This is a genomic window from Collinsella sp. LCP19S3_H3, from assembly GCF_052119145.1.
GTDB lineage: Bacteria > Actinomycetota > Coriobacteriia > Coriobacteriales > Coriobacteriaceae > Collinsella.
The window spans coordinates 92,127-114,427 of sequence record NZ_JBQKFW010000001.1; the positions used below are offsets into that span (position 1 = coordinate 92,127).

Annotated in this window: 19 protein-coding genes and 1 pseudogene; 10 read left to right on the forward strand and 10 right to left on the reverse strand. The window is 59.0% G+C overall.

The genetic code is table 11. The features are described from left to right. Positions 1-183: 183 nt before the first annotated feature. The 4 genes from ACTQZF_RS00390 to ACTQZF_RS00405 all read right to left on the reverse strand — a co-directional run bounded on the left by ACTQZF_RS00390 (position 184) and on the right by ACTQZF_RS00405 (position 4,480). A complete protein-coding gene (locus ACTQZF_RS00390; RefSeq protein ID WP_427727291.1) occupies positions 184-1,026 on the reverse strand; it encodes a hypothetical protein in 843 nt (280 codons plus the stop codon). A 79-nt stretch (positions 1,027-1,105) separates the two neighbouring features. Next, positions 1,106-2,347, reverse strand: a complete 1,242-nt coding sequence (locus ACTQZF_RS00395; protein ID WP_441554231.1) for an SPFH domain-containing protein — start codon at positions 2,345-2,347, stop codon at positions 1,106-1,108. A gap of 48 nt (positions 2,348-2,395) precedes the next feature. Then, the gene (locus ACTQZF_RS00400; RefSeq protein WP_441554232.1) at positions 2,396-3,718 is read right to left on the reverse strand and encodes a hypothetical protein; all 1,323 of its coding nucleotides are present in this window, start codon (positions 3,716-3,718) and stop codon (positions 2,396-2,398) included. A 24-nt stretch (positions 3,719-3,742) separates the two neighbouring features. Then, on the reverse strand, positions 3,743-4,480 hold the full coding sequence (locus ACTQZF_RS00405) for a DUF4428 domain-containing protein (protein WP_441554233.1): 738 nt from the start codon (positions 4,478-4,480) through the stop codon (positions 3,743-3,745). Between the two features lie 345 nt (positions 4,481-4,825). Between ACTQZF_RS00405 and ACTQZF_RS00410 the strand changes: the two genes are divergently transcribed. The 5 genes and pseudogenes from ACTQZF_RS00410 (at position 4,826) to ACTQZF_RS00430 (ending at position 9,445) form a co-directional block, all read left to right on the forward strand. Continuing rightward, complete coding sequence (locus tag ACTQZF_RS00410) at positions 4,826-6,361, forward strand: LuxR C-terminal-related transcriptional regulator (protein ID WP_441554234.1); 1,536 nt, start codon at positions 4,826-4,828, stop codon at positions 6,359-6,361. 120 nt (positions 6,362-6,481) lie between these two features. Then, positions 6,482-7,165 carry an orotate phosphoribosyltransferase gene (gene pyrE / locus ACTQZF_RS00415; protein WP_441554235.1) on the forward strand — a complete coding sequence of 228 codons (684 nt, stop codon included), beginning with the start codon at positions 6,482-6,484 and terminating at the stop codon, positions 7,163-7,165. 284 nt (positions 7,166-7,449) lie between these two features. Beyond that, positions 7,450-7,854: pseudogene (locus ACTQZF_RS00420) on the forward strand (family 1 glycosylhydrolase); the annotation flags it as partial. A 263-nt stretch (positions 7,855-8,117) separates the two neighbouring features. Next, positions 8,118-8,654, forward strand: coding sequence for a PTS sugar transporter subunit IIA (locus ACTQZF_RS00425; RefSeq protein WP_441554236.1), 537 nt, complete (start codon positions 8,118-8,120; stop codon positions 8,652-8,654). A gap of 233 nt (positions 8,655-8,887) precedes the next feature. Further along, complete coding sequence (locus ACTQZF_RS00430) at positions 8,888-9,445, forward strand: hypothetical protein (protein ID WP_427795241.1); 558 nt, start codon at positions 8,888-8,890, stop codon at positions 9,443-9,445. A 147-nt stretch (positions 9,446-9,592) separates the two neighbouring features. Here ACTQZF_RS00430 and ACTQZF_RS00435 read toward each other — a convergent pair whose 3' ends face one another. Then, positions 9,593-10,261 (reverse strand): HAD family hydrolase, encoded by a 669-nt coding sequence (locus ACTQZF_RS00435; RefSeq protein WP_229770728.1) that lies wholly within the window; start codon positions 10,259-10,261, stop codon positions 9,593-9,595. Positions 10,262-10,444: 183 nt separating this feature from the next. Further along, on the reverse strand, positions 10,445-12,415 hold the full coding sequence (locus tag ACTQZF_RS00440) for a BglG family transcription antiterminator (protein WP_158556923.1): 1,971 nt from the start codon (positions 12,413-12,415) through the stop codon (positions 10,445-10,447). A gap of 301 nt (positions 12,416-12,716) precedes the next feature. Between ACTQZF_RS00440 and ACTQZF_RS00445 the strand changes: the two genes are divergently transcribed. The 5 genes from ACTQZF_RS00445 to ACTQZF_RS00465 all read left to right on the forward strand — a co-directional run bounded on the left by ACTQZF_RS00445 (position 12,717) and on the right by ACTQZF_RS00465 (position 16,682). Continuing rightward, positions 12,717-13,058, forward strand: coding sequence for a PTS sugar transporter subunit IIB (locus ACTQZF_RS00445; RefSeq protein ID WP_117583652.1), 342 nt, complete (start codon positions 12,717-12,719; stop codon positions 13,056-13,058). Positions 13,059-13,070: 12 nt separating this feature from the next. Continuing rightward, entirely contained in the window at positions 13,071-14,459 is a 1,389-nt protein-coding gene (locus ACTQZF_RS00450; RefSeq protein WP_441554237.1) for a PTS sugar transporter subunit IIC, read from the forward strand. Beyond that, positions 14,452-14,784: a PTS lactose/cellobiose transporter subunit IIA gene (locus tag ACTQZF_RS00455; RefSeq protein ID WP_117583650.1), complete on the forward strand. Its 333-nt coding sequence runs from the start codon at positions 14,452-14,454 to the stop codon at positions 14,782-14,784. The genes ACTQZF_RS00450 and ACTQZF_RS00455 overlap by 8 nt, the downstream gene beginning before the upstream one ends. A gap of 89 nt (positions 14,785-14,873) precedes the next feature. Continuing rightward, the gene (locus tag ACTQZF_RS00460) at positions 14,874-16,406 is read left to right on the forward strand and encodes a glycoside hydrolase family 1 protein (RefSeq protein WP_154518173.1); all 1,533 of its coding nucleotides are present in this window, start codon (positions 14,874-14,876) and stop codon (positions 16,404-16,406) included. Between the two features lie 9 nt (positions 16,407-16,415). Further along, complete coding sequence (locus ACTQZF_RS00465) at positions 16,416-16,682, forward strand: HPr family phosphocarrier protein (protein ID WP_117583648.1); 267 nt, start codon at positions 16,416-16,418, stop codon at positions 16,680-16,682. Positions 16,683-16,946: 264 nt separating this feature from the next. On the opposite strand, the gene hypE is transcribed toward ACTQZF_RS00465, so the two are convergent. The 4 genes from hypE to hypF all read right to left on the reverse strand — a co-directional run bounded on the left by hypE (position 16,947) and on the right by hypF (position 22,230). Further along, positions 16,947-17,981: a hydrogenase expression/formation protein HypE gene (gene hypE / locus ACTQZF_RS00470; RefSeq protein ID WP_441554238.1), complete on the reverse strand. Its 1,035-nt coding sequence runs from the start codon at positions 17,979-17,981 to the stop codon at positions 16,947-16,949. An 81-nt stretch (positions 17,982-18,062) separates the two neighbouring features. Continuing rightward, positions 18,063-19,178 (reverse strand): hydrogenase formation protein HypD, encoded by a 1,116-nt coding sequence (gene hypD, locus ACTQZF_RS00475; protein ID WP_441554240.1) that lies wholly within the window; start codon positions 19,176-19,178, stop codon positions 18,063-18,065. Then, positions 19,178-19,438 carry a HypC/HybG/HupF family hydrogenase formation chaperone gene (locus tag ACTQZF_RS00480; protein WP_427727316.1) on the reverse strand — a complete coding sequence of 87 codons (261 nt, stop codon included), beginning with the start codon at positions 19,436-19,438 and terminating at the stop codon, positions 19,178-19,180. The genes hypD and ACTQZF_RS00480 overlap by 1 nt, the downstream gene beginning before the upstream one ends. A gap of 134 nt (positions 19,439-19,572) precedes the next feature. Continuing rightward, complete coding sequence (hypF, locus tag ACTQZF_RS00485; protein ID WP_441554241.1) at positions 19,573-22,230, reverse strand: carbamoyltransferase HypF; 2,658 nt, start codon at positions 22,228-22,230, stop codon at positions 19,573-19,575. Positions 22,231-22,301: the final 71 nt, after the last annotated feature.

A 22,301-nucleotide genomic window follows, 5' to 3' on the forward strand; every position in this document is an offset into this window, starting at 1 on the left:
TCGCCGTGTTCCGGCGCCGTAAAGATAGGCCGCCCGCCGTTTTGCATCAGAAAACGACGGGCGGCCTGCTTGTGCGGCTGTGCTGTCGGCATAAAAACGACGGGGCCGCAGGATCAACTCCTGCGGCCCCGCCTGGCAAGTGCGCGGATGCGTCCGCCAATCCGCGGCTGATGTTACGTGCCGCTACGCGATGGTTGCGGTGTAGGAGGCGACGTCCTCGTAGGAATCGGTCAGGTAGGCGTCGATGCCGATGGTCGTGTTGACCAGGTCGTCAAGGCTGTCAAGCTCGCCGCTCGAGAACGTGAATTCCTCGGTGGCGTTGGTGCCGGGCATCAGGTTAGCCGAGAACCAGGGTTCCTTCATGGTGCCGTTGACGTTGGTCTTGCCGGAGGGAGCGTAGAAGGTCAGGTCCTTGTCGCTCTTGTTGGTGATGTTGACGACAAAGCCGATGTCGCCCCATTCGTCCTTGAACTTCTCGGTGATGGTGATGGTGCACAGATCGTCATCGGCGACGGTGACGGCGGGGGAGATTTCGACGCTCTGGACATCGTCGTCTTCGACGGCCTCATCGATCTCCTCTTCCTTCTCGGCCGCCTCGCGATCCTTTTTTAGCGTACCGGACAGATCCTTGTCGGACTTCGTAAAGATAAGCTTGTCGCCTTCCACCTCGAGGACGAGCTTGCCGTCCTTGAGTTTCATGTCCTGCGAATCGCCGTCGGCGGTGATGGTTGCAGTGGTGGCGTCCTTGGCCTCCCATTTCAGGTCGGCGACCTCAAGGAACATGTCGAGGACGCCCGTGCCGTCTTCGTCGAGGATCAGGATACAGTTGAGGCCCCACTCCTTGAGCATATCCATGTACTCATCGGTGAGCTCTTCGCCCTCCAGGGTTCCACCCGAGAGTTCCCAGCTGCCGACGAAGTTGGCCTTGGGGTCCTTGCCGCCGCCGCTGCAGCCCGTCAGGGCAAAGGCGAGCGCCAGGACGCATGTCAGAAATGCGAGTACGGACTTTTTGAACGTTGTCTTCATGGTGTCCTCCTTTATCGAACGAAACCCATAGAAGCAAATGCGGGGGTGGCGGACCCCCGCCAATTACCAGATAGAGGGGTTAGGGCCTAGGCGTTCCGCAGTTGCTGCAGAACTTGCCGCCGTTTTCGCTGCCGCAGTTGGGGCAGAACCACTTGGCCGGTGCCGGGGCGGGTGCGGGACTGCCACACTCGGGGCAGAACTTGCCGGTGTTGGTGGCACCGCAGCTGCAGGTCCATGCGCCGGCCGCGGGGGCAGCGGCAGGAGCCGGTGCGGGGGCGGGTGCCGGAGCCGGCTGTGGGGCGGCCTGCTGATGTGCCTGGCCGGCGGCGAACAGCTGGCTGGCGTTCATGCCGCCCATGCCGCCCGCCATGCCCATGCCCATAAAGCCGGCCATCGCGCCGTTGGGGTTGGCGGCTGCCGCGCGCATCGCATCGCTCTGGGCGCTGGCGATGTTGGCGGCTGCCATGGTGGGATCGCGCATGACTGCGGCCTTCTGCAGGTCCTTGATCATTTGCTCGTCTTCTTGCGAGGCGGCGATGGAGTTGACGCCAAAGCTCACGATCTCGACGCCGCGCAGGTCGCGCCAGTCGGCGGAGAGAACCTCGTTGAGCGCGCGGGCGAGCTCGGTGGTGTGGCCGGGGATAGCGCTGTAGCGGATGCCCATCTCCGAGATCTTGGCAAAGGCGGGTTGCAGAGCGGTGAGCAGCTCGGACTTAAGCTGGCTGTCGATCTTATCGCGCGTGTAGCTATCGGTCACGTTGCCGCACACGTTGGTGTAGAACAGCAGCGGGTTGGTGATGCGGTACGAATACTCGCCGTTGCAGCGAACGGAGATGTCGACATCCAGGCCAATGTTGTTGTCGACCACGCGGAAGGGCACAGGCGAGGCGGTGCCGTACTTGTTGCCGATGATCTCCTTGGTGTTGATGAAGTAGACGCGCTGGTCTTTGCCCGCGTCGCCGCCAAAGGTAAAACGGCTGCCGATATTGGCGAACGTCTCCTTGATGGAGTCGCCCAGGTTGCCGCTAAAGACGCTCGGCTCGCTGCCGGTGTCAAAGACAAACTCGCCGGGCTCCAGCGCGACCTCGATGATCTTGCCGTTTTGCACCACGAGCATGCCCTGGCCGTCGTTGACGGCGATGACGGAGCCGTTGGAGATGACGTTGTCCTCGCCGCGCGTGTTGGAGCTGCGGCCGCCGGTGCGCTTGCTGCCCTTGCAGGCCAAGACGTCAGCGGGCATCGATTCGCAATAGATATATTCCTTCCACTGGTCGGCCATGACGCCGCCGGCAGCACCCAATCCAGCTTTCAAGAGTCCCATGGTGATCTTCCTTTCTCGTCAAAGGCCGGGTGGTATTGGTTAGAATGGCTAATCGTCCTTGTTGTCCTTCATGACAACGGTGGTCTCGGTGTGGCTGAAGGTGTCGTGCTTCTCGGTCAAGTCGAGCTCACCGCAGTAGCAATCGGCGTGGGTGGCCTCGTTGGCCGTCTTGAGCTGGCCTACCAGCAGCACGTCTCCGATGATTACGATGATCAGCGGCGCGACGATGTTGATGAGGATGCCCTCGATATCAAAGGTGAGGTAGTCCGGATTGAAGGCGTTCTCGCCCATAAAGAGAATCTGGGAGAGGACAAACCCGATCACAAAGAACAGCACCGAGGCGATGGCGAGCTTGGGCTTGGAGCAGGGCAGCTCGCCGACCATGCGGCCGGTTTGGCCGTTCATGGCAAACAGGTAGCTCTTGCCGTTCCACGAGGTGGAAAGCATCCACACGGGGAACAGAGCGTAGTTGCTGTCTTCCCAGGTGTAGTCGAGCTGCTTGCTTTCGACCGTGGCATCGTCATATTCGTCGACGACGGTCTCGCGCAGGGCCGAAATCGTACTTTCTTCCATACGACGCTCGGCGCGCGCCTTGCAGGTCTCGCAATCCTCATCGTAGCGGTTGGCGATGTAGCCGGGCATATACGCGACCGAGAACGGGCGCAGCGCGTCGTAGTCAAACGGCTCGATAGCATCCATATGGCCGTCGGGCATCTTGGACGATCCGTCGACGGGCACGCGCTCAAACGAGATTTTGCCCTTACGGTAGGCGTCGTAGTGGTCGGTGGTCGTGACGGTGCGGTCGGATTCCTCGGTCACGGTCTCGTTGGTCGCATCGAAGTACACTTCGCCGTCCACGCGGGCGCCGTAGAGCCAAAACGGCACGTAAACGCCTTGGACCTCGTCGATGTGGTTGCCGGTGACAAAGCTCTTGGGCAGCAGGATTTTGCCCTTGTAGTGCTCTTTGAGTGCTGCCATAACATCATCGCGCCCGAGCTTAAACGGAATCACCAGGTCGGGTGAGAAGTCGCCCGAGAGCTGGCCGGGCGCCACGGCGGAGTTGCCGCAGTATGGGCAGGTGGTAACGGCGACGGTGCCGTCCGAGACCAGCTCGGCGCCGCACGACGAGCAGATGTAGCCGGCGTTTTGGGCCAGATCCTGCACGGCATCGTCGACAGCAGGTTTGGGGGCCGCGGCTGCGGCATCGGCTTTGGCATCTGCCTTGTCCTGGCGCTCGCGATAGAGGGCCTCGACTTCTTCGACTTCAAAACGCGAATCGCAGTAGTCGCAGACAAGCTTTTGTTCGGCACTGGCAAAGTGAAGGGGGCCGCCACACGCGGGGCACTGATAGTTGACACTCTCGAAGGCCATGATCGGTCCTTTCCGTGCCGGAGGCTATGCGCCGATGGCGCCGCCGCAGTACTCGCAGCGTCCACTGGCATCGGGAATGGTGGTTGCACCGCAGAAGGGGCAGGTGACCGCGGTCTTGGGGGCCTTGGCGGCCACGACGCTGTCGCGTGTCTCCTGACGCAGCTGTACCAGCGCATCGCGGACTTCGGTTGCCTGGCGCTTGGCCTCGCGATATTCGATGGAGCCACGCTGATCGATGGTGGAGTCGTTCACGCGCAGGTTGATCTCGGTAAAGTACGGCGTGTTGACGTGAATGGTCAGGTTAAAGTCGTAATCCAGGTCGTAGCGCGGCGGGTTGTAGCTCTCGCGCTCGCCGTCCTTGGTCTCGCGATAGATCTCGGTGCGATGCTCGTCGATATCCATATCGCAGCCGAGTACCTGTGAGAACTCGATGATGTCGGGATTGGCGTCGCGCCAGCGGCTCTGCGAAGTGATGATCAGCAGGCCCGCGTCCTCATCGAGCATGATGTTGGTGCGCCCGGCAGAGAGCGTGCGCGTGGGGTTGAACGAGGCCAGGCGCTCGGCGTTGGCCTCGCGGTAGGCGAGTTGCTCGCGGATATCGTTCGCGGTGCTGGAGCGCCAACCACTAAAGAAGGGGGAGAGCTTGCCTGCGCACTCTTTGCACAGGTAGCCTTCGTTGATTTTGGTCTTTCCCAAAAGCCCCAGTTCGGTACCGCAAATCGCGCACTCTTTCTTCTCGAACATCTTGTCAAAGAAGCCCATGGCTGCCTCCCATCAACAGGTAGCGTGTGTCACTTTTGATGATGGGTGAGCGCGCGATCTTTCACGATACCCAGACGGCTCAAGGAGTCTCCACAACTGGGACACATGGCCCATTTTCGGCCACTCATTGGGGACGTACTTAAATGAGTGGTAGTGGGAGACGCTCCTAGCCGAGCTAGAGGTCTCGCGTGTCCCTTCTGGTCCATGCGGCTCAAAATCGCGGCGTGATGTGGACGGTGGGGTCGAAATTAGCGGCATTTCGAGCCTGGCTTCGATATTGAGACTGGTTCTTTATTAAAATGGAATTCCAGACAATTGAGCGGCTGGGGGTTAACCATGAGGGGCATGGGAGACACAACCGCATATTTGCGTCGGGGCATTCGGGAGATTATATGCCTGGCGCTGTTCTTCTTCACGTTTTTGGCGTGCGAGTATCTCTTTGATACTCGCATGGCCGAGCTCGTGTCTCCGAACGAGGTCGTTATTTATGAGAGCCTTGTCCTCGGCGCGAGCGTGATTGGCTTTTTTGTGCGTCCCGTTCTGTACTATCGCCGTCCCCATGCCATCGATGCAACGAGTGACGTCACGGGTGTTTTGCTGGTGGCGGCATTCCTGCTGTTGATTATGGCGGTTCGGACTGAGGTGGTAATCGCCGGCGGTTTGGTGGCGTGCTGCGCGCTGGGCTACTGCGGATCGACTGCCCATGCAAACTTTGCGCGGCGCTTTGCGCGGACGCCCTGCTTGGCGCGCGCCGCCGCACTTTCTTACGCCATGGGCGTTCTGGTGCAGGTCTTCAACCATATGGTGATGCCTGCCGGCATTCCTCAGCAGGCTGTTCTGGTTGTCTGTACGATCGCGCAGGTAGCGTTGCTACACGGTGTCCGACGCGCCAAACTGCGCGACGAGTCCGATCCCAACTTTGAACCCAGTGTTGCCGGGCTTTCGGTAGATGCCTTGGAATATGGCGCCAAGTGGCATGACGATCCCGAGGCAAAGGCGGCATTCCGCCGCGCCGTAGTTCGCCTGACCGTGGCGACGGCGTATCTTTCCGGCGTATTCGCCGCTCTCAACGCGGGCCTCACAACCTTGCATGCTACCGGAGCCGTTGATTTGGGTGACTGGCCGCGCCTGCTGCTTGTTGCGAGCTCGTTGGCCGCCGGCGCCCTATTTGACCTGCACGGCCGTTCGTATATGAATATCGGCATGACATGTGTCGCCATGCTGTCCACGCTTTCGTTCTTTGTGCTCATCATCGATGGTAATGGTGGTAACGAGCTTGCTGCCACGATTATCTTTTATCTGGGCTCGGGCTTCTTTGTGGTGTTCTTTACCACAAAATTCGCCGCTATCTCGCTCTATGCGCACTGGTCATATTTTTGGCCGTGCATGGGGCGCGTCGTCAATAACGTGTGCTCGATGCTCGTGACGGCGCCGGCTGTGGCGATTATCTCGAGTCAAAACGTGCTGGCTGCAGTCGGCGCGGCACTCGTGATGTTTGTGGGTATTGCGATTACGCTGCTGGGACAGTTGGGGCAACGAACCGATGATGCCGTGATGCGGGACGGGCTGGCGCTTGCTGCCGACAATCTTGGTGGAGATCTTGCGCCCGCATGTTCCGACCCCGCGCTCGTGGAGGCAGCGGAGCTCACGCCTGATGAGCGCCTCGATGCCTTCGTCGCCGCCTTTGGGCTTACAGAGCGCGAGCGCGATATTCTTGAGGCCCTGGTCGTTTCGGATCAGAGCGTTCAGGACATTGCCGTAACGCTTTTCCTTTCGCGCTCCACGCTCTACCGCCACATTTCCTCGATCAACAAAAAGACCGGTACCGCCTCGCGTGTGGCCCTTATCAACTTCTTCTGGTCCTGGGCACCCAAGGACTAGCGTATGAGCCGCCGCCCAGTTCCTTACTCTAACGGGGGATGTGGCTCCAAAGCGCACCCGCATCGACGTTTCGCCTGCGCTAAACTGGAAGGCACGTACGCGATTACGAGAGGAGCCCGCATGGAGGCTTACAAGCAAGAGTTCATCAAGTTTATGGTTGAGTCCGACGTTCTTAAGTTCGGCAGCTTTATGCTCAAGAGCGGCCGTCAGTCCCCGTTCTTTATGAACGCCGGCGCTTACGTGACAGGCTACCAGCTCAAGAAGCTGGGCGAGTATTACGCCCAGGCCATCCACGATAACTTTGGCGACGACTTTGATGTGCTGTTTGGACCGGCCTACAAGGGTATTCCGCTGGCCGTCGTGACCGCAATTGCCTACCACGAGCTGTACGGCAAGGAGGTCAAGTACTGCTGCGACCGCAAGGAGGCCAAGGACCACGGTGCCGATAAGGGCAACCTGCTGGGTTATGAGCCCCAGGACGGCGACCGCGTGGTCATGGTCGAGGACGTTACCACCAGCGGCAAGTCCATCGACGAGACCTATCCCAAGGTTAAGGCTGCCGCCGACGTCGAAATCAAGGGCCTGATTGTGTCCCTCAACCGCATGGAGGTCGGCAAGGGCGGCGTGACCACCGCGCAGAAGGAGATCGAGGCAAAGTACGGTTTCCCCGTCGCGAGCATCGTTTCCATGGCCGAGGTCGTCGAGACCCTCTACAATCACGAGATCGATGGCAAGGTCGTCATCGATGACGAACTTAAGACTGCCATCGACGCCTACTACGAGCAGTACGGAGCACAGGAGTAGTTACGGCGTTTTACCAAACGCCGTAACCGGCCGACGCTGCGCGCCGCCCAGGGCGACAATTTGTCATTCAAAAGGCGAGGCATGACCAGAAGGTCAATGCCTCGCCTTTTTCATGCCAACTTGTTCGCCCTGGACGTCGCTCGCTGTCCGTCCTCTACTTGCGGCGTTGTCTTGCTCCGAATGCGGCCCGCTTGCTGCCGCTGCCAGAGTAGTCATTGGGGACGTTCTTAAACGACTAGTCGTTGGGGACATTCTTGTTTGACTAGTCGTTTAAGAACGTCCCCACCGACTGGGGCTGGCAGATCGATCCGCTGGGCCTGCGCATCGCCCTCAACGAGATTTACGCCCGCTACGAGATTCCGCTGATGGTGGTCGAGAACGGCATGGGCGCCTACGACGAGGTCGAGGAGGACGGCTCCATCCATGACCCGTATCGCATCGCCTACCTGCAGAGCCACATCAAGGCCATGGGCGAGGCCATTGCCGATGGCGTTGACCTGATAGCCTACACCTGGTGGGGTCCCATCGACCTGGTTTCCGCCGGCACTGGCGAGATGCGCAAGCGCTACGGCTTCATCCACGTCGATAAGTACGACGACGGCACCGGTACCTACGAGCGCCGCCGCAAGGACAGCTTCTTCGCATACCAGAAGATCATCAAGTCCAACGGCACCGAGGGCTTGGAATAATTGAGCTCCGGCGTTCCGCCGAACGCCGGACCGGCCGCCGACTACGTGACCACCGACGTCGATGACGACGGCATCTGGAACGCTTTTGTTCACCTGGGGCTTATCGAGGCTTAATCGACAATATGAGTCCCCATGGGAAAAGGTTTTGGAAGGGCTTGGAAGGGCTTGTGATTTGGGCCCTCGCCTTAGCATTTTGGCCATTTGGCACTATAATCACCATAGGTATGCGCATAACGTTGCGCTTAATCAAGAGGAGAAAACGTATGGGTCTGTTTGATATGTTCAAGAAGAAGGCTGAGCCCGTGGCTGCCGCTGCTCCGGCCTCCATTTCTGCTTCTGCCGGCGCCGACGTGCTGTGTTCGCCCGTCAAGGGCAAGGTCATCAAGATGGCCGACGTGCCCGATCCCGTCTTTGCTGGCGAGGTTTTGGGCAAGGGCTGCGCCGTGTGGCCCGAGGACGACCTGGTCTACGCTCCCTGCGACGGCAAGGTGACCGTCACCATGGGTCACGCCGTGGGCCTGCAGTCCGATAGCGGCATCGAGGTTCTGGTGCACGTTGGCGTCGATACCGTCAACATGAATGGCGACGGCTTCGACGGCTTCGTCAAGGCCGACGACGTCGTGAAGGCCGGCCAGCCCTTGCTCAAGATCGACCGCGCCAAGATCGCTGCCGCCGGTTACAAGGACTGCGTCGTCGTGGCCGTGTCCAACACCGCCGAGTTTGCCGATGTCGAGCTCGCCGTCGAGGCCGAGTCTGCCGTCGTCGCCGGTGACGCCATCGTTAAGGTCGTCCGCAAGTAGTCTGCGGCATCCAGAAGATGCACAAGGGTGGTCGGGTTATCCGGCCACCCTTTTTTAATAGGCCGAGCAGGCGCATTTTATTGCAGGGGGCTTGCTTTATGGGCCATTCACTCGTCAAATTGAGCCGCCCACGCTTTTGCGACGTAGGGGGTTGAACGGAGCCGCTAATATGGACTTACTGTTGCGACGTGCGCTGCGCGGGAAACGCAGCGCCGCTTGTTTGGAGGAATGTCATGAAAAAGAAGCTGCTGCTTGCGCCCCTGATGGCTGCCCTGGTCGCGTGCGTGGTTTTGCTTTCCGGCTGCGGAGGGCCTTCGGTGGAGGAGCTCATCACCAACGACCTTACGAGTCAGTTTGACGAGATCAAGAACGGCGGCGATGATTTCCTCTCCGGCCTGGAAGAGGCTTCGGGCGACGAGTTTGAGCAGCTGGGCATCGATCCCAAGGAGTATGCCAAGAGCTATCTCGAGGGTTTTGATTACAAGATCGGTGATGTGACGGTCGATGAGGACAAGGGCACCGCGACCGCCGAGGTCACCATCACCTGCAAGTCCATGAACAAGATCGTCGAAGATTTCGCCACCCAGTATCAGGAGAAGATCGCCGCACTCGATACGATGCCTTCCGAGGACGAGCTGTACAAGATGGCCGGCCAGGTGATGGTCGACGTGACCAAGGCCGCTAAGACCAAGGACACCAAGGTCACCTTTAAGTATTCCGCCAACGAGGATAACGAGTGGTCTGCCGACGATTCCGCAACCACCGAGATGATGAATGCGATGATGAACTAGTTCGTTGCGGCGTTTTACCAAACGCCGCAGCTGCTCGACGCTGCGTGGGCACCAGAGCGACAACTTGTCATTCAAAGAGGACGGCATGACCAGAAGGTCTATGCCGTCCTCTTTTCATGCCAATTTGTTCGCTCTGGTGCCCGCTCGCTACTCGCCCAGCACCAGCGCCGCGAGCTCTGCCTGGCTGTCCACCACGTAGTCGGCGCCGGCGGCTTCCAGCTCTGCGCGGCCGCGGAAGCCCCAACTGACGCCTGCGCTCTTAAGACCGGCGTTGTGGCCGGTCAGGATATCGACATTGGAATCGCCTACGTAGAGCGTGGTCGCCGGGTCGGCGCCCAACTCTTCCATCACATGCAGCGTGACGGGTGCCTCGGGCTTGGGCGGAAACGCATCGACACGGCCCTGTACCAGCGCAAAGCGCTCGGAACCAAAATACTTCTCGATAAGCGGGGCCGCCGAGACGTGGTCCTTGTTAGTGAGCACGGCAAGCTGCACACCCGCGGCGCGCAGGCGGTCGAGCATCTCGATCGTGCCGGCATAGGGGGCGGTGTGGTCCTCCTTGTGCTCGCCGTAATAAGCCCTAAACTCGGCAAGCGTCTGCTCAAACATACGGCCGTCGCCCGCGTACTCGGCGGGCATAAAGCGCTCAACCAGCTTGAGCATGCCGTTTCCCACCTTGTAGCGGTACTCGTCAACGGCAAACGTGGGCCAGCCGTGCGCCTCGCAGGTATGGTTGCCGGCGGCTGCCAGGTCCTCGAGCGTGTTGAGGATGGTGCCGTCCAGATCGAAGATCACATGGGAAAAAGCTGCCGCCATGAAAGCTCCCGTCGTTGGGTTTCAAAACGCACCCCATAATACTGGGCTTTCGCGTTGGGTGTGCTTGGAATCTGAACATCTCCAGGGATATCAGGTGACATCGCGCCACTCATGCGATTCCGCCCTAGCAAATTCTCGACAGCTGCTTTCCCACGAGCATGTCGAGAATGCGGGTCGAGCCCTCTACCCGATATCATGCGTAAGCGCAGCCAGAAACTCCTCGAACGTGTCGGTCTGCATGAGCCTCATCGTTGTCTCTACCGAGGAGAACACCTCGATAATCAGGTCGAGCACATCTCTAAAGAGCCCCATGTCTTCCTGCGCGATGCCTATAAGCAGCACAAACCGCACGTCGTGGCGTCCCCAGGGAATCGAGGCGTCATTGTGGGCCACGGCGATAAACGAGCGCTCGGGATATACCGAGATCGCGTGAGGCATGGCAAGGCTGTCGGTAAACGCCGTCGACGAGACACTCTCGCGCAGATGCACGTCAGCGATATACTCGGGCGTTGCGAGCCCCTGAGCGGCCAAAAGCTCTCCCATTCGGTCGATGCAGCTTGTGGCGTCGTTTGCGTCTACGTTGCGCATAAACAGCCCCGGCTGTAGCAGGCGCCCCAAAAGGCCCTGGGCATAGAGGCGCCGCCGTTGCTCTTGGATAGCGCAAAGCCGGTCGCGGATCTTTCGCACGTTTTGCTTAGTGAGGATTGGCCCAATCAAGATCTTGGTGCTGCCGCCGCAAACCGGCACGTCGATCGTTGCAATCACCACATCGCTCTCGGGAGGATCGGCCAGGTAGCCATCACAGCTCATCACGGCAACAACACTTATGTCGTCGCCAAACTCGGACTTGAGGTCGTCGACGAGCCTGCGTGCAAAATCGTGATACTCCTCGATAATCACCGTGCAGGTGATGGCACCGTCGGGCGCAGAGAACTTCTCAAAGTAGGCGCCGATGTGAAAGGCGATAAACGCGATTTCGTTCTCGCCTACCTCAACATTCATGGCGGTCGAGAAACGGTGGGCGATATAGACCGCCATGTCGTAGACCGGTGCGTGTTCGCTTTTGATTTGCGCGGCGAGCGGGTTGGGGTAGCTTACGTGGTAGACGGCGCGCTGGTAGGCGTTAAACATATGCAGGACGAGCTGCAAGCGCATAGGCTCGTCGATAAAGCGCGGCAGGTTGTAGCGCTCGCCACACTCGTCGAGAATCCCCAGGACCATGTCCATAAAATCGCGGTCGATGATGCTTGCAAGCTTCTCGCGGTTGAGGTCGCCAAAATCGCAGCGCTCGACGGAAAGCGCCAGAAGCAGCAGGATCTGCTGAAAATCGGCACGCGGGACGGCGCAGCCAAACTCCTTCTCAAAGTAGGCGGCGATGCACTGGGCGCAGCGCACAATCTGCTCACGCTGCCCAAGCTGCGCCACCAGGCCGTCTCCGTCGATGGGGCCGTCCACCTCGCTGAGCTCGTTGTTCGAGGTGAGCCTGATAATGATCACCAGCAGGTGCATGAGCAGGTTGGAGAACGCGTAGTTGTTGATAAACAGGTCCGAGCGCTGACAAATCTCGACCAGGCTCGAGAGGATTCCTTGCACATCAAAGCCGGGAAACATGTTCTCGAGCGTCTTGGTCGAGGTGAAGTAGCCATAGGAGTTGTGCGTGGCTATGTGGCCGAGAAGTTTGCGCTTGTCGGCCTCACGCCCCGTGAGCGTCATGCGGTAGTCATGTGTCTCGATATTGAGGTCAAACTGTCGCACGAGCGCCCGCGCCTGCGGCATCACGGAACTCTGAAACGTGCTTTCGCTGATAAAGAGCTCGTCGGACACATCGAAGACGGAGAGTCCGTCGCGCGCGTTCACAAGGCGCGAGATGGTGAAGTCGCGCCGCGAATCGCTGCCAGCGGGGACGATATCGGCGTTGCCGAGGAGGGAGGCCGGGGCATTGCCGGCGGCCGACGTTGTTGCAGCAAGACGATACCCCTCTTTAGATGATTCGATATGTCGTGTACCGGCCTCGTTGACCTCGGCAACATAGTTGCGGATGCTGCGCTCGCTTGCGCCCAACAAGCTGGCGAGCATAGAGGAAGATATCCAGGAGCTGCTGTTTTCGAGCACATTGATCATGCGGTTGATGCGGTTCTGCTTGGCGCTCGACATGGTTTTCTCCCAGAGATGATCGGCAGATAGGGTGTACCGCCCCATGGTATCTCAGGGAAAGACGGGGCGTCTTTTTCAATTTGCCGCCCAAGCGGAAAACCGCCCGGCTTGCCGCGCAAGCGGAAAATCTGCCGCCTTGCCGCCATGCGGCAAAAAGACGGTTGGCGGCAAGAACCCTCTGCCGCGTATAGTGCGGTCACGGTCAAGGGCGGCCGGGTCGACACGGACGCTCAAGAACATGGCGGGGACTGCGGCGGCATCGGAGCTGCCTTGGGCCCGCTTATTGGGAAAGGAGTACCCCATGGCAGACGAGAACGGCACCGTCCGTATTCTCCTCGCTTGCGGCATCGGTGCCTCGACCGGCTTTATGGCGGCGGGCATGCGCAGGGTCGCAAAGTCCAAGGGCCTTGACTGCACCATCAATGCGGTCAGCAAATCTGAAATTATGGACTATGCCGATAAGATCGATGCCCTCCTCTTGGGGCCGCATTTTGCCGCCGAGGTTCCGGCGACGCAAAAAATGCTTGAGCCTTACGGTGTAAAGGTAATGTCAATCGACCCTGATTATTATGCGTCGCTTGATGGCGAGGGAATTCTCGAAGATGCCTACGATCTTCTCGACATAGATTTTGATGGCGAATAGGGTGTGCTTGATATGTCTAATGTGATGGAAAAAGTCCAAGGGAGCATCGAAAAGAACGTTGTCCCCGTTGTCAATAAGCTTACGTCGAGCTATTGGTTTGGAATCGTTGCCAATGCCGTTTTGTATATCGTTCCGTTTACAATGGTCTCGGCAATTCCGAGCCTTTTTAATGTGGTTCGTAATTTTGTGCCCGCTCTACCTGACCTGTCAGCGCTTAATACCTACTCGTTTGGTCTCGTAGGAATGTTCATCGCTTTTATCATTCCTCACAGCGTCTGTGTCAAGGAGGACGATAAAGGTAGGGCCCTGATCGCTGGCTTTACCGGCGTCGGCGCTTTTATGCTGTGCATGAATCCCCAGACGGTCGATGAGGGCATGGCCTTCGAGATGTGGAAGTTCGGCTCGAGCGGCATGTTTGCGGCTATGGCAGTGGGTATCACGGTCGGTGCAATCTACAAGTTCGCAGCGCATCATAGCTTCTTCGGTGAAGAATCGGTTATCCCTGATTTTGTTAAAAGCTGGTTCGACAGCATTATCCCAATTTTGCTGAGCCTTACAATTGCGTTTCTGCTGACGTTTCTTGTTCGAATTGATGTCTTTACCGTAATTGCGCTGATTCTTTCACCCGTTACCAGTTTTGGCCAGTCTCTCCCCGGCGTTGTGTTTATGGCTTTGGTGATGGACGTGTTCTACTTCTTTGGTGTTTCGGGCTGGGCGTTTATTTCGGTGACGCTTCCGATCACCCAGGGTGGTATGGCTGAGAATATGGCTGCAGTTGCCGCGGGGGCTACGCCGACCAACATCAATGCGTATGGCCTTTCGCGCTACTACATGATTGGCGGAGAGCTCAACACTTTGCCTCTGGCGTTTATGATGCTGTTCTCGAAATCCAAAAAGAACCGCACGCTCGGTAAGGCGACGTTCGTGCCGTCCCTCTTTAATATCAATGAGCCTCTGGTTTTTTCCACTATCGTTAATAATCCCTATCTGTTCATCCCGGTTATTCTTCAAGCTATCATTCTGCCCGCAAATGCCTATCTGTGGCTGCAGTTCGACTGGGCAAGTCTCCATACCCAGATGTTTGCGATGAACTTCCTTCCCAACGCGGTTTCGGCTTACTTCCTTTCCAACGGAGATTTTCGCAACGTGGTGCTTGTCGTGGTGAACCTGATTCTTGCGGCAATCATTTGGTATCCCTTCTTTAAGGTTTTCGACAAACATGCCGCAGAGGACGAGCAGAAAATCGAGGCTGAGCGCGCTGCGAAGAAGGCGGCAAAACGTGTCGCTCGTGAGGCAAGGAAGGCTGCAAACATTTCCGAGACTGCTTCTGAGAATGGTCCATCCGAAAAAGTTGTGCTGGCAGCTGCAGATTCTACAACGACGGGAGCGAACGATGAGTGACGCAATTGACATCAGCGCTGTGGCTATGGAAGTCATTTTAAATACTGGTGACGGTAGGACTTGTATTGACCAGGCGTTGGATAGCTTGGCGGAGTTTGATTTTGATGCGGCAGAGGAGCACCTTGCCCAAGCGGATGCAAAGATTCTGACCGCGCATAAAGTGCAGACTGCCACGATTCAAGCCCAAGCGGCAGGTGAGGAAGTCGAGTACTCGTTGCTTTTTACGCATGCTCAGGACACTCTCATGACCATTAGTGCTGAACTTCATATGGTTAAAAAGATGATGCCGATTGTGCGCGCACTGGCTATCCGCGCCGGTCAGTAATTCGAATCTTCCAATTGGTTGACGCGAGGGAGATTGCGACAAAGGTCTCCCTCTATTTTTAAGAACTCCATCTTTAAGGAACTAGATTTATGGATACTGTTAAGAAGCAGAGCGCATTTCCTGATGGCTTCCTCTGGGGAGGAGCAACGGCTGCAAATCAGATTGAGGGTGCGTTTGATGAGGGGGGTCGCGGGCTTGCAACCTCTGATTTCGCTCCGTTTATTTCTCGCGAGGCGAATCGTGGATATGAAGGTCAGCCTCTCCCGCATAATTCCGTTACCGCCGAGATGTTGGAGCAAATGAAGCTACATCCCGAGCAATACAATCTTCCCAAGCGTCGGGGAATCGATTTTTATCATCGCTATAAGGAGCAACTGGCCGAGATTGCGGGTATGGGATTTAAGGTTTTCCGCATGTCGATCAGCTGGAGCCGCATTTTCCCCAACGGTGACGATGCTCAGCCAAACGAGGTCGGTTTGGCTTTTTATGACCGCGTGTTTGATGAATGCCACAAGCTCGGTATGGAGCCAATGGTGACGCTGTGCCACTTCGATACCCCGCTTCATCTTGCCGAAGCATACGGTGGTTTCAAAAGCCGCCACACTGTCGAAGCATTTGAGCGTTATGCGGAGACTTGCTTTAGGCGTTACAAGGGGAAAGTTAAATACTGGCTTACGTTCAACGAAATCAACAATGTTCTTACCAATCCTTTCACCTGCAGTGGCGTCATTATGAGCGAAGAGGATTCTAAGACTCCGGAGAATCCGTATCGCGACAATTGGGAGCTTAAGTATCAGGTTTCCCATAATCAATTTGTTGCGAGCGCCAAGGCCGTTATGAAGTGCCACGAAATTGATCCGGATGCAAAGATCGGAAACATGCTCTGCCGACTCGAGAACTATGCTGAGACCCCCAAGCCCGAAGATCAGCTCCAGGTTCTGTTCGAAGACCACTTCAACTGGTTCTACAGTGACGTCCAGGCTAAAGGCGAATACCCGTATTACATGGATCGTTTCTTTGATGAGAACGATATTCATATTGATATGCAGCCGGGTGATGCTGAGGTGCTCAAGTCGGGTACTGTCGATTTCGTAACGATCAGTTACTACATGACCTACATCATGCGCTATAAGGGTGAGCCGGTCCCCAAGCCCTCGGGCTCTTTGGTTACGGCAATTAAAAATCCCTATCTTGAGGCGTCGGAATGGGGATGGCCTATCGACCCCATTGGTTTCCGTATCACTCTTAATCATATTTACGATCGTTACCATTTGCCTATTTTTATCTCTGAGAACGGTCTTGGAGCCATAGATGAGCTCGACGAGAATGGATATGTCGAGGACGACTATCGTATCGACTATATGAAGCGCCATGTCGAGCAGCTCGCTGAAGCAATTAAGGATGGTGTGGATGTATTTGGTTATGCGTGGTGGGGTCCGATTGATCTGGTAAGTTCCGGAACTTCCGAGGTAAGCAAACGATACGGCTTTGTTTCGGTCGATGTTGACGATTTTGGCAATGGAAGCATGGCGCTGGGGCGAAAGAAGTCCTATTTCTACTACAAGAAACTCATCGCCAGCAACGGCGCCGACACCGCAACCGATAACATCGTGGTGGAGTAAGGAGTAGAGATGGTTTCCAAGACGACGGTCGTCAAGAATCCGAGCGGCATCCACGCGCGCCCTGCATCGCTGTTTGTGCAGGAGGCGAGCAAGTACGAGAGCTCGATCACCGTTGGTAAGGTGGGCGGAGACGCCAAAGACGCCAAGTCGATCCTGATGGTTATGAGCCTGGGAATGGCCTGTGGTTGCGAGATTGAGATTGCAGCCGACGGCGCCGACGAGGCGGCCGCCGTCGATGCCCTCGTGGCGCTAATCGAGAGCGGCTGCGGGGAGTAGGCGGGCAAAAGCCACGTCGATGCTCGTTACCTTGCTGCCTATCATGGCGCTTGGAGGCGTCGGCGACGTTCGCCAGATTCTCATACAGCTGGGCGTGAGCGTCTCGCTCGTACTGCTGACGTATCCAAAGTTCCGAGTGTAGATAACGGCAAAGCTCGCAAATGCAAGGACCCCCGCGACCGATTCAACTCGGTCGTGGGGGTCTCTTGTGCTGAGCGATCAAAAGCGCATTGTTCAAAGCGCGGTGGCGCACGGATGCCGTCGTTAGCAAATTCTCGGCAGCTGCTCTCCCACGAGCATGTCGAGGATGCGGGTCGAGCCCCAGCCGGTGCGCACGCGCACGGCGGGACGGGAGCCCTCGGCAAGTGGCAGCACGCGGCCGATGATCGCGGCGTTCTCGCCGTAGCGGGCGGAACGCATGGCGGCTAGAGCCGCATCGGCCTGCTCGGCCGGCACCACGGCGACCATCTTGCCCTCGTTTGCCACCTGCAGCACATCGTAGCCGAGCATTTCACATGCCGCCTGCACGTCGGGACGCACGGGCACGGCATCCTCGTCGATCTCCATGGCAACACCGCTGGCCTGGGCAAACTCGTTGAGTGTGGACGCCAGGCCACCGCGCGTGGGGTCGCGAAAGCAACGCGTGCCGGGCGCTGCGGCCAAAACGTCGGCAATCAGGTGGTTGAGCGGCGCGGCGTCGCTTTCGATCGTGCTCGAAAACGCCAGGCCCTCGCGTTGGCTCATGATGGCGATCCCGTGGTCGCCCAGTGTGCCTGACACCAGGATAACGTCGCCGGGGCGGCAGTTGGCGCCGCTGAGCGCCACGCCCGTGGGAACCTCGCCCACGCCGGCGGTATTGATGTAGACGCCGTCGGCCCCGCCGCGCTCGACCACCTTGGTGTCGCCCGTGATTATGGACACGCCCGCCTCGCGCGCCGTCTCGGCCATCGTCTGCACAATCTGGCGGAGCTTATCCATGGGATAGCCCTCTTCGAGGATAAAGCCGCACGAGAGGTAGCGCACGTTGGCGCCCGAGGTCGCGACGTCGTTGACGGTTCCGCACACGGCGAGACGGCCGATGTTGCCACCGGGGAAGAACTGCGGCGAGACTACAAAGCTGTCGGTCGACATGGCGATGCGCCCGCTCGCGGGCAGCGCGGCGACGCCGGCGTCGTTGCCTTCGAGCAACTCGGGCGCCCCAAAGGCATCCAAAAAGACCTCATCGATGATGCGTTTCATCATCTGACCGCCGGAGCCATGGCCCAACAGGACGGTGCTATCGGTGGCAGTACGGGACATATCGAAAACTCCAATCGAGGGTGGAATTATATGGGTGAGGCGCAGCGTCGACCGGTCCGCCGCTCGTTAGAACGGCGGAACCTAATAGTCGCGATAACGGTAGTACGCCGCGCAGCTGCCTTCGGAGCTCACCATGCACGGGCCGACGGGGTGCTCGGGCGTGCAAGTGCGGCCAAAGAGCGGGCAGCTGCTCGGCGTAATGGCCCCGCGCAGCACGTCGCCGCAGCGGCACCCACGCGGCTCGACCGTCGCCTCAACGGGCACGTCAAAGCGGGTACGGGCATCAAAGCGCGAGAACTCAGGGCGGATGGAAAGGCCCGAGTCGGCAATCGGCCCCAGCCCGCGCCATGTGGTGTCGCATGGCTCAAACACCTGCTCGACCAGCTGTCGCGCCACGGGGTTGCCGCCTGCGTTGACGCCACGGCGGTAGGCGTTGTCGATCGCGGGCCTGCCCTCGACAGCCATCTGGACCAGCATGCAGATGCCCTGCAGGATGTCGACCGGTTCAAATCCCGTGACCACGCCCGGGGTATCGAACTCGTCGACCAAAAAGCTAAAGGGCGCCAAGCCCGTGATGGTGGCGACGTGGCCCGGCAGGATAAAGCCGTCGATGGCGGTCTCGGGATCGTTGGCGATGGCGCGCAACGCCGGCGGCGTGGTCTTGTGGGCGCAATAGACCGAAAAGTTCAAAAGCCCGCGCGTCTCGGCCTCCAAGATGGCAGCGGCGATGGTGGGCGTCGTAGTCTCAAAGCCCACGCCCATAAAAATGACCGGACGATCGGGGTTTTGCTCGGCAATGTCGAGCGCATCGAGCGGGGAGTAGACGATGCGGATATCGCGCCCTGCCGCCTTTTGCGCTGCGAGCGAGGTGGACGATCCGGGCACGCGCATCATGTCGCCAAAGGTGGTGATGATGGCGCCGTCTATGTTGGCGAGCGCGATCGCGTGGTCGATGTCACGGTTGGCGGTAACGCAGACGGGGCAGCCCGGGCCGCTCAGCAGCTTGAGCCCGGCCGGCATAATGGAGCGAAAGCCATAGCGGCCGATGCTCACGGTGTGCGTGCCGCAGACTTCCATAAGGTTGATGGTACGGTCGTCGACAAGACCGCGAATGCGTTCGATGAGCTCGCGAGCCAGCTTGGGGTCGCGAAATGCCGAAAAGTCGATACCGGAGCGCACCGGCTGTCCGGCCGCCACTAGTATGCCTCGGCCGGGTTGCTGGCCAGTTGGTCTTCTTCGGCCAGTTCGGTCATGGCGTTAACGAGCTCGAGCGTTTCTTGCGCTTCCTGCTCGTCGACGATTTGGATGCCAAAGCCGGCGTGCACGAGAATATAGTCGCCAACCTGCGCCGTCGGCACGAGTCGCAGCGACACCGGACGCTCGACGCCCATCATATCGACGGTGGCCTTGAGGCCGTCGTCGCGTTTGACTACTTTACCGGGGACGGCAAGGCACATATTGTTCCCCTTTTAGACGCTTTGCGCTGGATAGGCGCTCGATAATCCATCAGTTGATGGTAGCGCTCGCGGGGTTCGCGGGCAAACGCGTTACGCCTGTGAGACGGCTGGGCGCAGCGGTGTGCGAGAGCGAGCTACTGCGATGCAATCTGCGCAAGACGAGCGCTTGCGACCGCCGCCTGACCGTAGGCGATGCAGCCGTCATTGACGGGCACGGTATGGGGGATAAGGACAGTAAGACCTGCGCTTTTGAGCTCGCGGGTGAGGAGCTGGAGCAGAAGTCGGTTCATGAACACACCGCCCGAGAGCGCAACGGTATCGAGGCCTTCACGGGTGCAGATCTCGCTGGCGATGCGTGCCGAGGAGCGCGCGACGGCGACATGGAAGTCGAGTGCGAGCCTGTCGGCGGGCACACTGGCTCTGGTTCCCTCCAAAAGCGCCGCAAAAAGTGAGCTGGGGCCCAGGACAAGAGACCTGCTCGAGGTTGCTTGGACAGTTAGTTCAGATTTGTACTTTTTAGAGTGGTAATGGGTGGTATAAATCGTCTGCGAGGACCCCGAATGGGTTGATTTGGGGTATCCGGCGGGCGAATTAATCGCAAATGAGGTGCCTGGAGAGTCCTCTTCGGGGTAATCTGAGCCAAAACCGTTGGTTAGAGGGTCTGTTTTTAATACAAATCTGAACAAACTGTCCAGTCGCGATGGGTCAGATGCGGAACAGCCGTCTTTATCGCCGGGAACATGGGTAATTTTGCTGCCGAGCGCGCGCCAGGCGGCGGCTTCGAGTTCGATGGCGGGCTCGCCTTCGTAGGTTGCCTGCCCGCAAATGCCCAAAACTGCAGCGGCGGCGTCAAAGAGACGCCCCATACTGCTCGTGCGTGGGCTGTTGATGTTCCGCTCGATCATCGTTGCCGTCACGCTGCGTGTTTGCTCGTCTAGGCCGTCCAAGAGCCGCTCGGCCCCCGGATGTTCAAGCAGGCCGAGCTCACTGAGCAGGGCAAAGGCGTTGCGGCGGGCGTCGCGCACGGAGGCCGCCCCGCCGGGGAGCGTCCAGGTGCGCAAATGCGCGGCGCGCTCAAAGCCGCCAAGGCTGGCAACAAGAAACTCGCCGCCCCAAATGGTCCCATCGGTGCCGGCGCCGGTGCCGTCAAAGGCGATGCCAAGGACGCGCGCGTCGGTTGTAAGCTGGCCCGCGGCGATAGCCTCTGCCATTACGCTCGCGATGTGCGCATGATGGTGCTGCACCTCGACGAGCGGCAGATTGCATTTTCGCGCCTGCTCGCGCGCCCACTGGCTCGATAGATAGCTGGGGTGTAGATCGCAGGCCAAGGCGGCGGGCGCCAAGTCAAAGAGATCTTCCAAGCGCGTGCGCGCGGCGTTCCAGGCATCGAAGGTCCTGCCGTTTTCAACATCGCCGATATACTGCGATACAAAACAGGTTGCCTCGCCGTTCGTCCCTTCACGCGTGAGCGCAATCGTGGCCTTTTGTTGTGGCCCGCAGGCGAGCACGCAGGACGGAGCGCCGTCGAGCGCCGGCAACGGCAGCGGCTGGGGTGCATATCCGCGAGCGCGGCGAACGGGCATGGCGACCCCACCGACCACGCGCACCACGGAATCATCGTAGCGCGAGAGAATCGCACGGTCGTTGCCAAGTAGCGCGTCAGCGATGCCGGCGGCAACAAGGTGCTCCCATGCAAGGGTATCATCGGTCTCGATGGGTTCTTCGCTCAGGTTTCCGCTGGTCATGACGAGCGCGTGCATACCGCGGGCTTCTGCCGCGGCAAGCAACAGATGCTGAAGCGGGGTGTAGGGGAGCATAACGCCAAGCTCAGGAAGGTTGTGCGCGACGGACGGCGCGAGCGCGTTGGGGGAGCCGCCGCTCTCGCAAACGGCACGTCGGTGCAGCAGCACGATGGGGCGAATGCTGCCGGTCAGCAAGCCGCGTTCAACGTCGTTGACATGGCACAGGCGTTCAGTATCGGCAAGGCCGCGTACCATAACGGCAAGCGGTTTGTTGCTGCGGCGTTTGCGGCGGCGAAGCTCGGCTACCGTCTTCTCGTTGGAGGCGTCGCATACCAAGTGAAATCCGCCCAGACCCTTGATGGCGACGATACCGCCGTTGGCCAGCAGCTCAACACAGCGGTCGATAATGGCGTCGCTGGTCTTGCGCGTGGTGCCGACGGTCAGCGACGCGGCGGCTTCGCCGGCCTCGCGCCACGTAATGTGCGGCCCGCAATCAAAGCAGGCATCGGGCTGCGCGTGAAACCGCCGGTCAAGCGGGTCGCCATACTCTGCGGCACAGGTGGGGCACATGGGAAAGCAATCCATCGAGGTGGCCGCTCGGTCATAGGGCAGCGACCGGATGATGGTAAAGCGCGGTCCGCAGTTGGTGCAGTTGATAAAGGGATAGTGAAAGCGTCGGTCGGCGGGGTCGAACAGCTCGTGCAGGCAGTCGTCGCACGTGGCGATGTCGGGCGAGACGAGCGTCGTGTGGGCGGTTTGATCCTGCGATGCCACAATGCGAAAGCCCCGCTCGTTGGCGGCGTCCCAGTCGCCGGGCGCTAGGTCCATAACCTCGACATGCTCCACACGAGCCGCCGCAGGCGTATGCTCGGAAAGCGCGGCGACAAATTCGTCGAGCGCCTCGCTTAGAGCGTGCGCCTCGATATGCACGCCATCGCCCGCGTTAAGCACCCAGCCGCAAATGCCGTGCGCCATGGCCTCGCGATACACAACCGGTCGCATGCCGACGCCCTGCACAATGCCCGTTACATGGATATGCGCATGTCGCATGCGACCCTCCTTCATCGAGACCTGCCAAAAAGGGACAGGTTTATTTTGGTAGGTAAAACGTTAAACCTGCC

Bases quoted from the DNA above. Each gene is read 5' to 3' on its own strand.
- ACTQZF_RS00390 (WP_427727291.1), bottom strand. From the start codon at position 1,026: ATGAAGACAACGTTCAAAAAGTCCGTACTCGCATTTCTGACATGCGTC.
- ACTQZF_RS00395 (WP_441554231.1), bottom strand. From the start codon at position 2,347: ATGGGACTCTTGAAAGCTGGATTGGGTGCTGCCGGCGGCGTCATGGCC.
- ACTQZF_RS00400 (WP_441554232.1), bottom strand. From the start codon at position 3,718: ATGGCCTTCGAGAGTGTCAACTATCAGTGCCCCGCGTGTGGCGGCCCC.
- ACTQZF_RS00405 (WP_441554233.1), bottom strand. From the start codon at position 4,480: ATGGGCTTCTTTGACAAGATGTTCGAGAAGAAAGAGTGCGCGATTTGC.
- ACTQZF_RS00410 (WP_441554234.1), top strand. From the start codon at position 4,826: ATGGGAGACACAACCGCATATTTGCGTCGGGGCATTCGGGAGATTATA.
- pyrE (WP_441554235.1), top strand. From the start codon at position 6,482: ATGGAGGCTTACAAGCAAGAGTTCATCAAGTTTATGGTTGAGTCCGAC.
- ACTQZF_RS00425 (WP_441554236.1), top strand. From the start codon at position 8,118: ATGGGTCTGTTTGATATGTTCAAGAAGAAGGCTGAGCCCGTGGCTGCC.
- ACTQZF_RS00430 (WP_427795241.1), top strand. From the start codon at position 8,888: ATGAAAAAGAAGCTGCTGCTTGCGCCCCTGATGGCTGCCCTGGTCGCG.
- ACTQZF_RS00435 (WP_229770728.1), bottom strand. From the start codon at position 10,261: ATGGCGGCAGCTTTTTCCCATGTGATCTTCGATCTGGACGGCACCATC.
- ACTQZF_RS00440 (WP_158556923.1), bottom strand. From the start codon at position 12,415: ATGTCGAGCGCCAAGCAGAACCGCATCAACCGCATGATCAATGTGCTC.
- ACTQZF_RS00445 (WP_117583652.1), top strand. From the start codon at position 12,717: ATGGCAGACGAGAACGGCACCGTCCGTATTCTCCTCGCTTGCGGCATC.
- ACTQZF_RS00450 (WP_441554237.1), top strand. From the start codon at position 13,071: ATGTCTAATGTGATGGAAAAAGTCCAAGGGAGCATCGAAAAGAACGTT.
- ACTQZF_RS00455 (WP_117583650.1), top strand. From the start codon at position 14,452: ATGAGTGACGCAATTGACATCAGCGCTGTGGCTATGGAAGTCATTTTA.
- ACTQZF_RS00460 (WP_154518173.1), top strand. From the start codon at position 14,874: ATGGATACTGTTAAGAAGCAGAGCGCATTTCCTGATGGCTTCCTCTGG.
- ACTQZF_RS00465 (WP_117583648.1), top strand. From the start codon at position 16,416: ATGGTTTCCAAGACGACGGTCGTCAAGAATCCGAGCGGCATCCACGCG.
- hypE (WP_441554238.1), bottom strand. From the start codon at position 17,981: ATGTCCCGTACTGCCACCGATAGCACCGTCCTGTTGGGCCATGGCTCC.
- ACTQZF_RS00480 (WP_427727316.1), bottom strand. From the start codon at position 19,438: ATGTGCCTTGCCGTCCCCGGTAAAGTAGTCAAACGCGACGACGGCCTC.
- hypF (WP_441554241.1), bottom strand. From the start codon at position 22,230: ATGCGACATGCGCATATCCATGTAACGGGCATTGTGCAGGGCGTCGGC.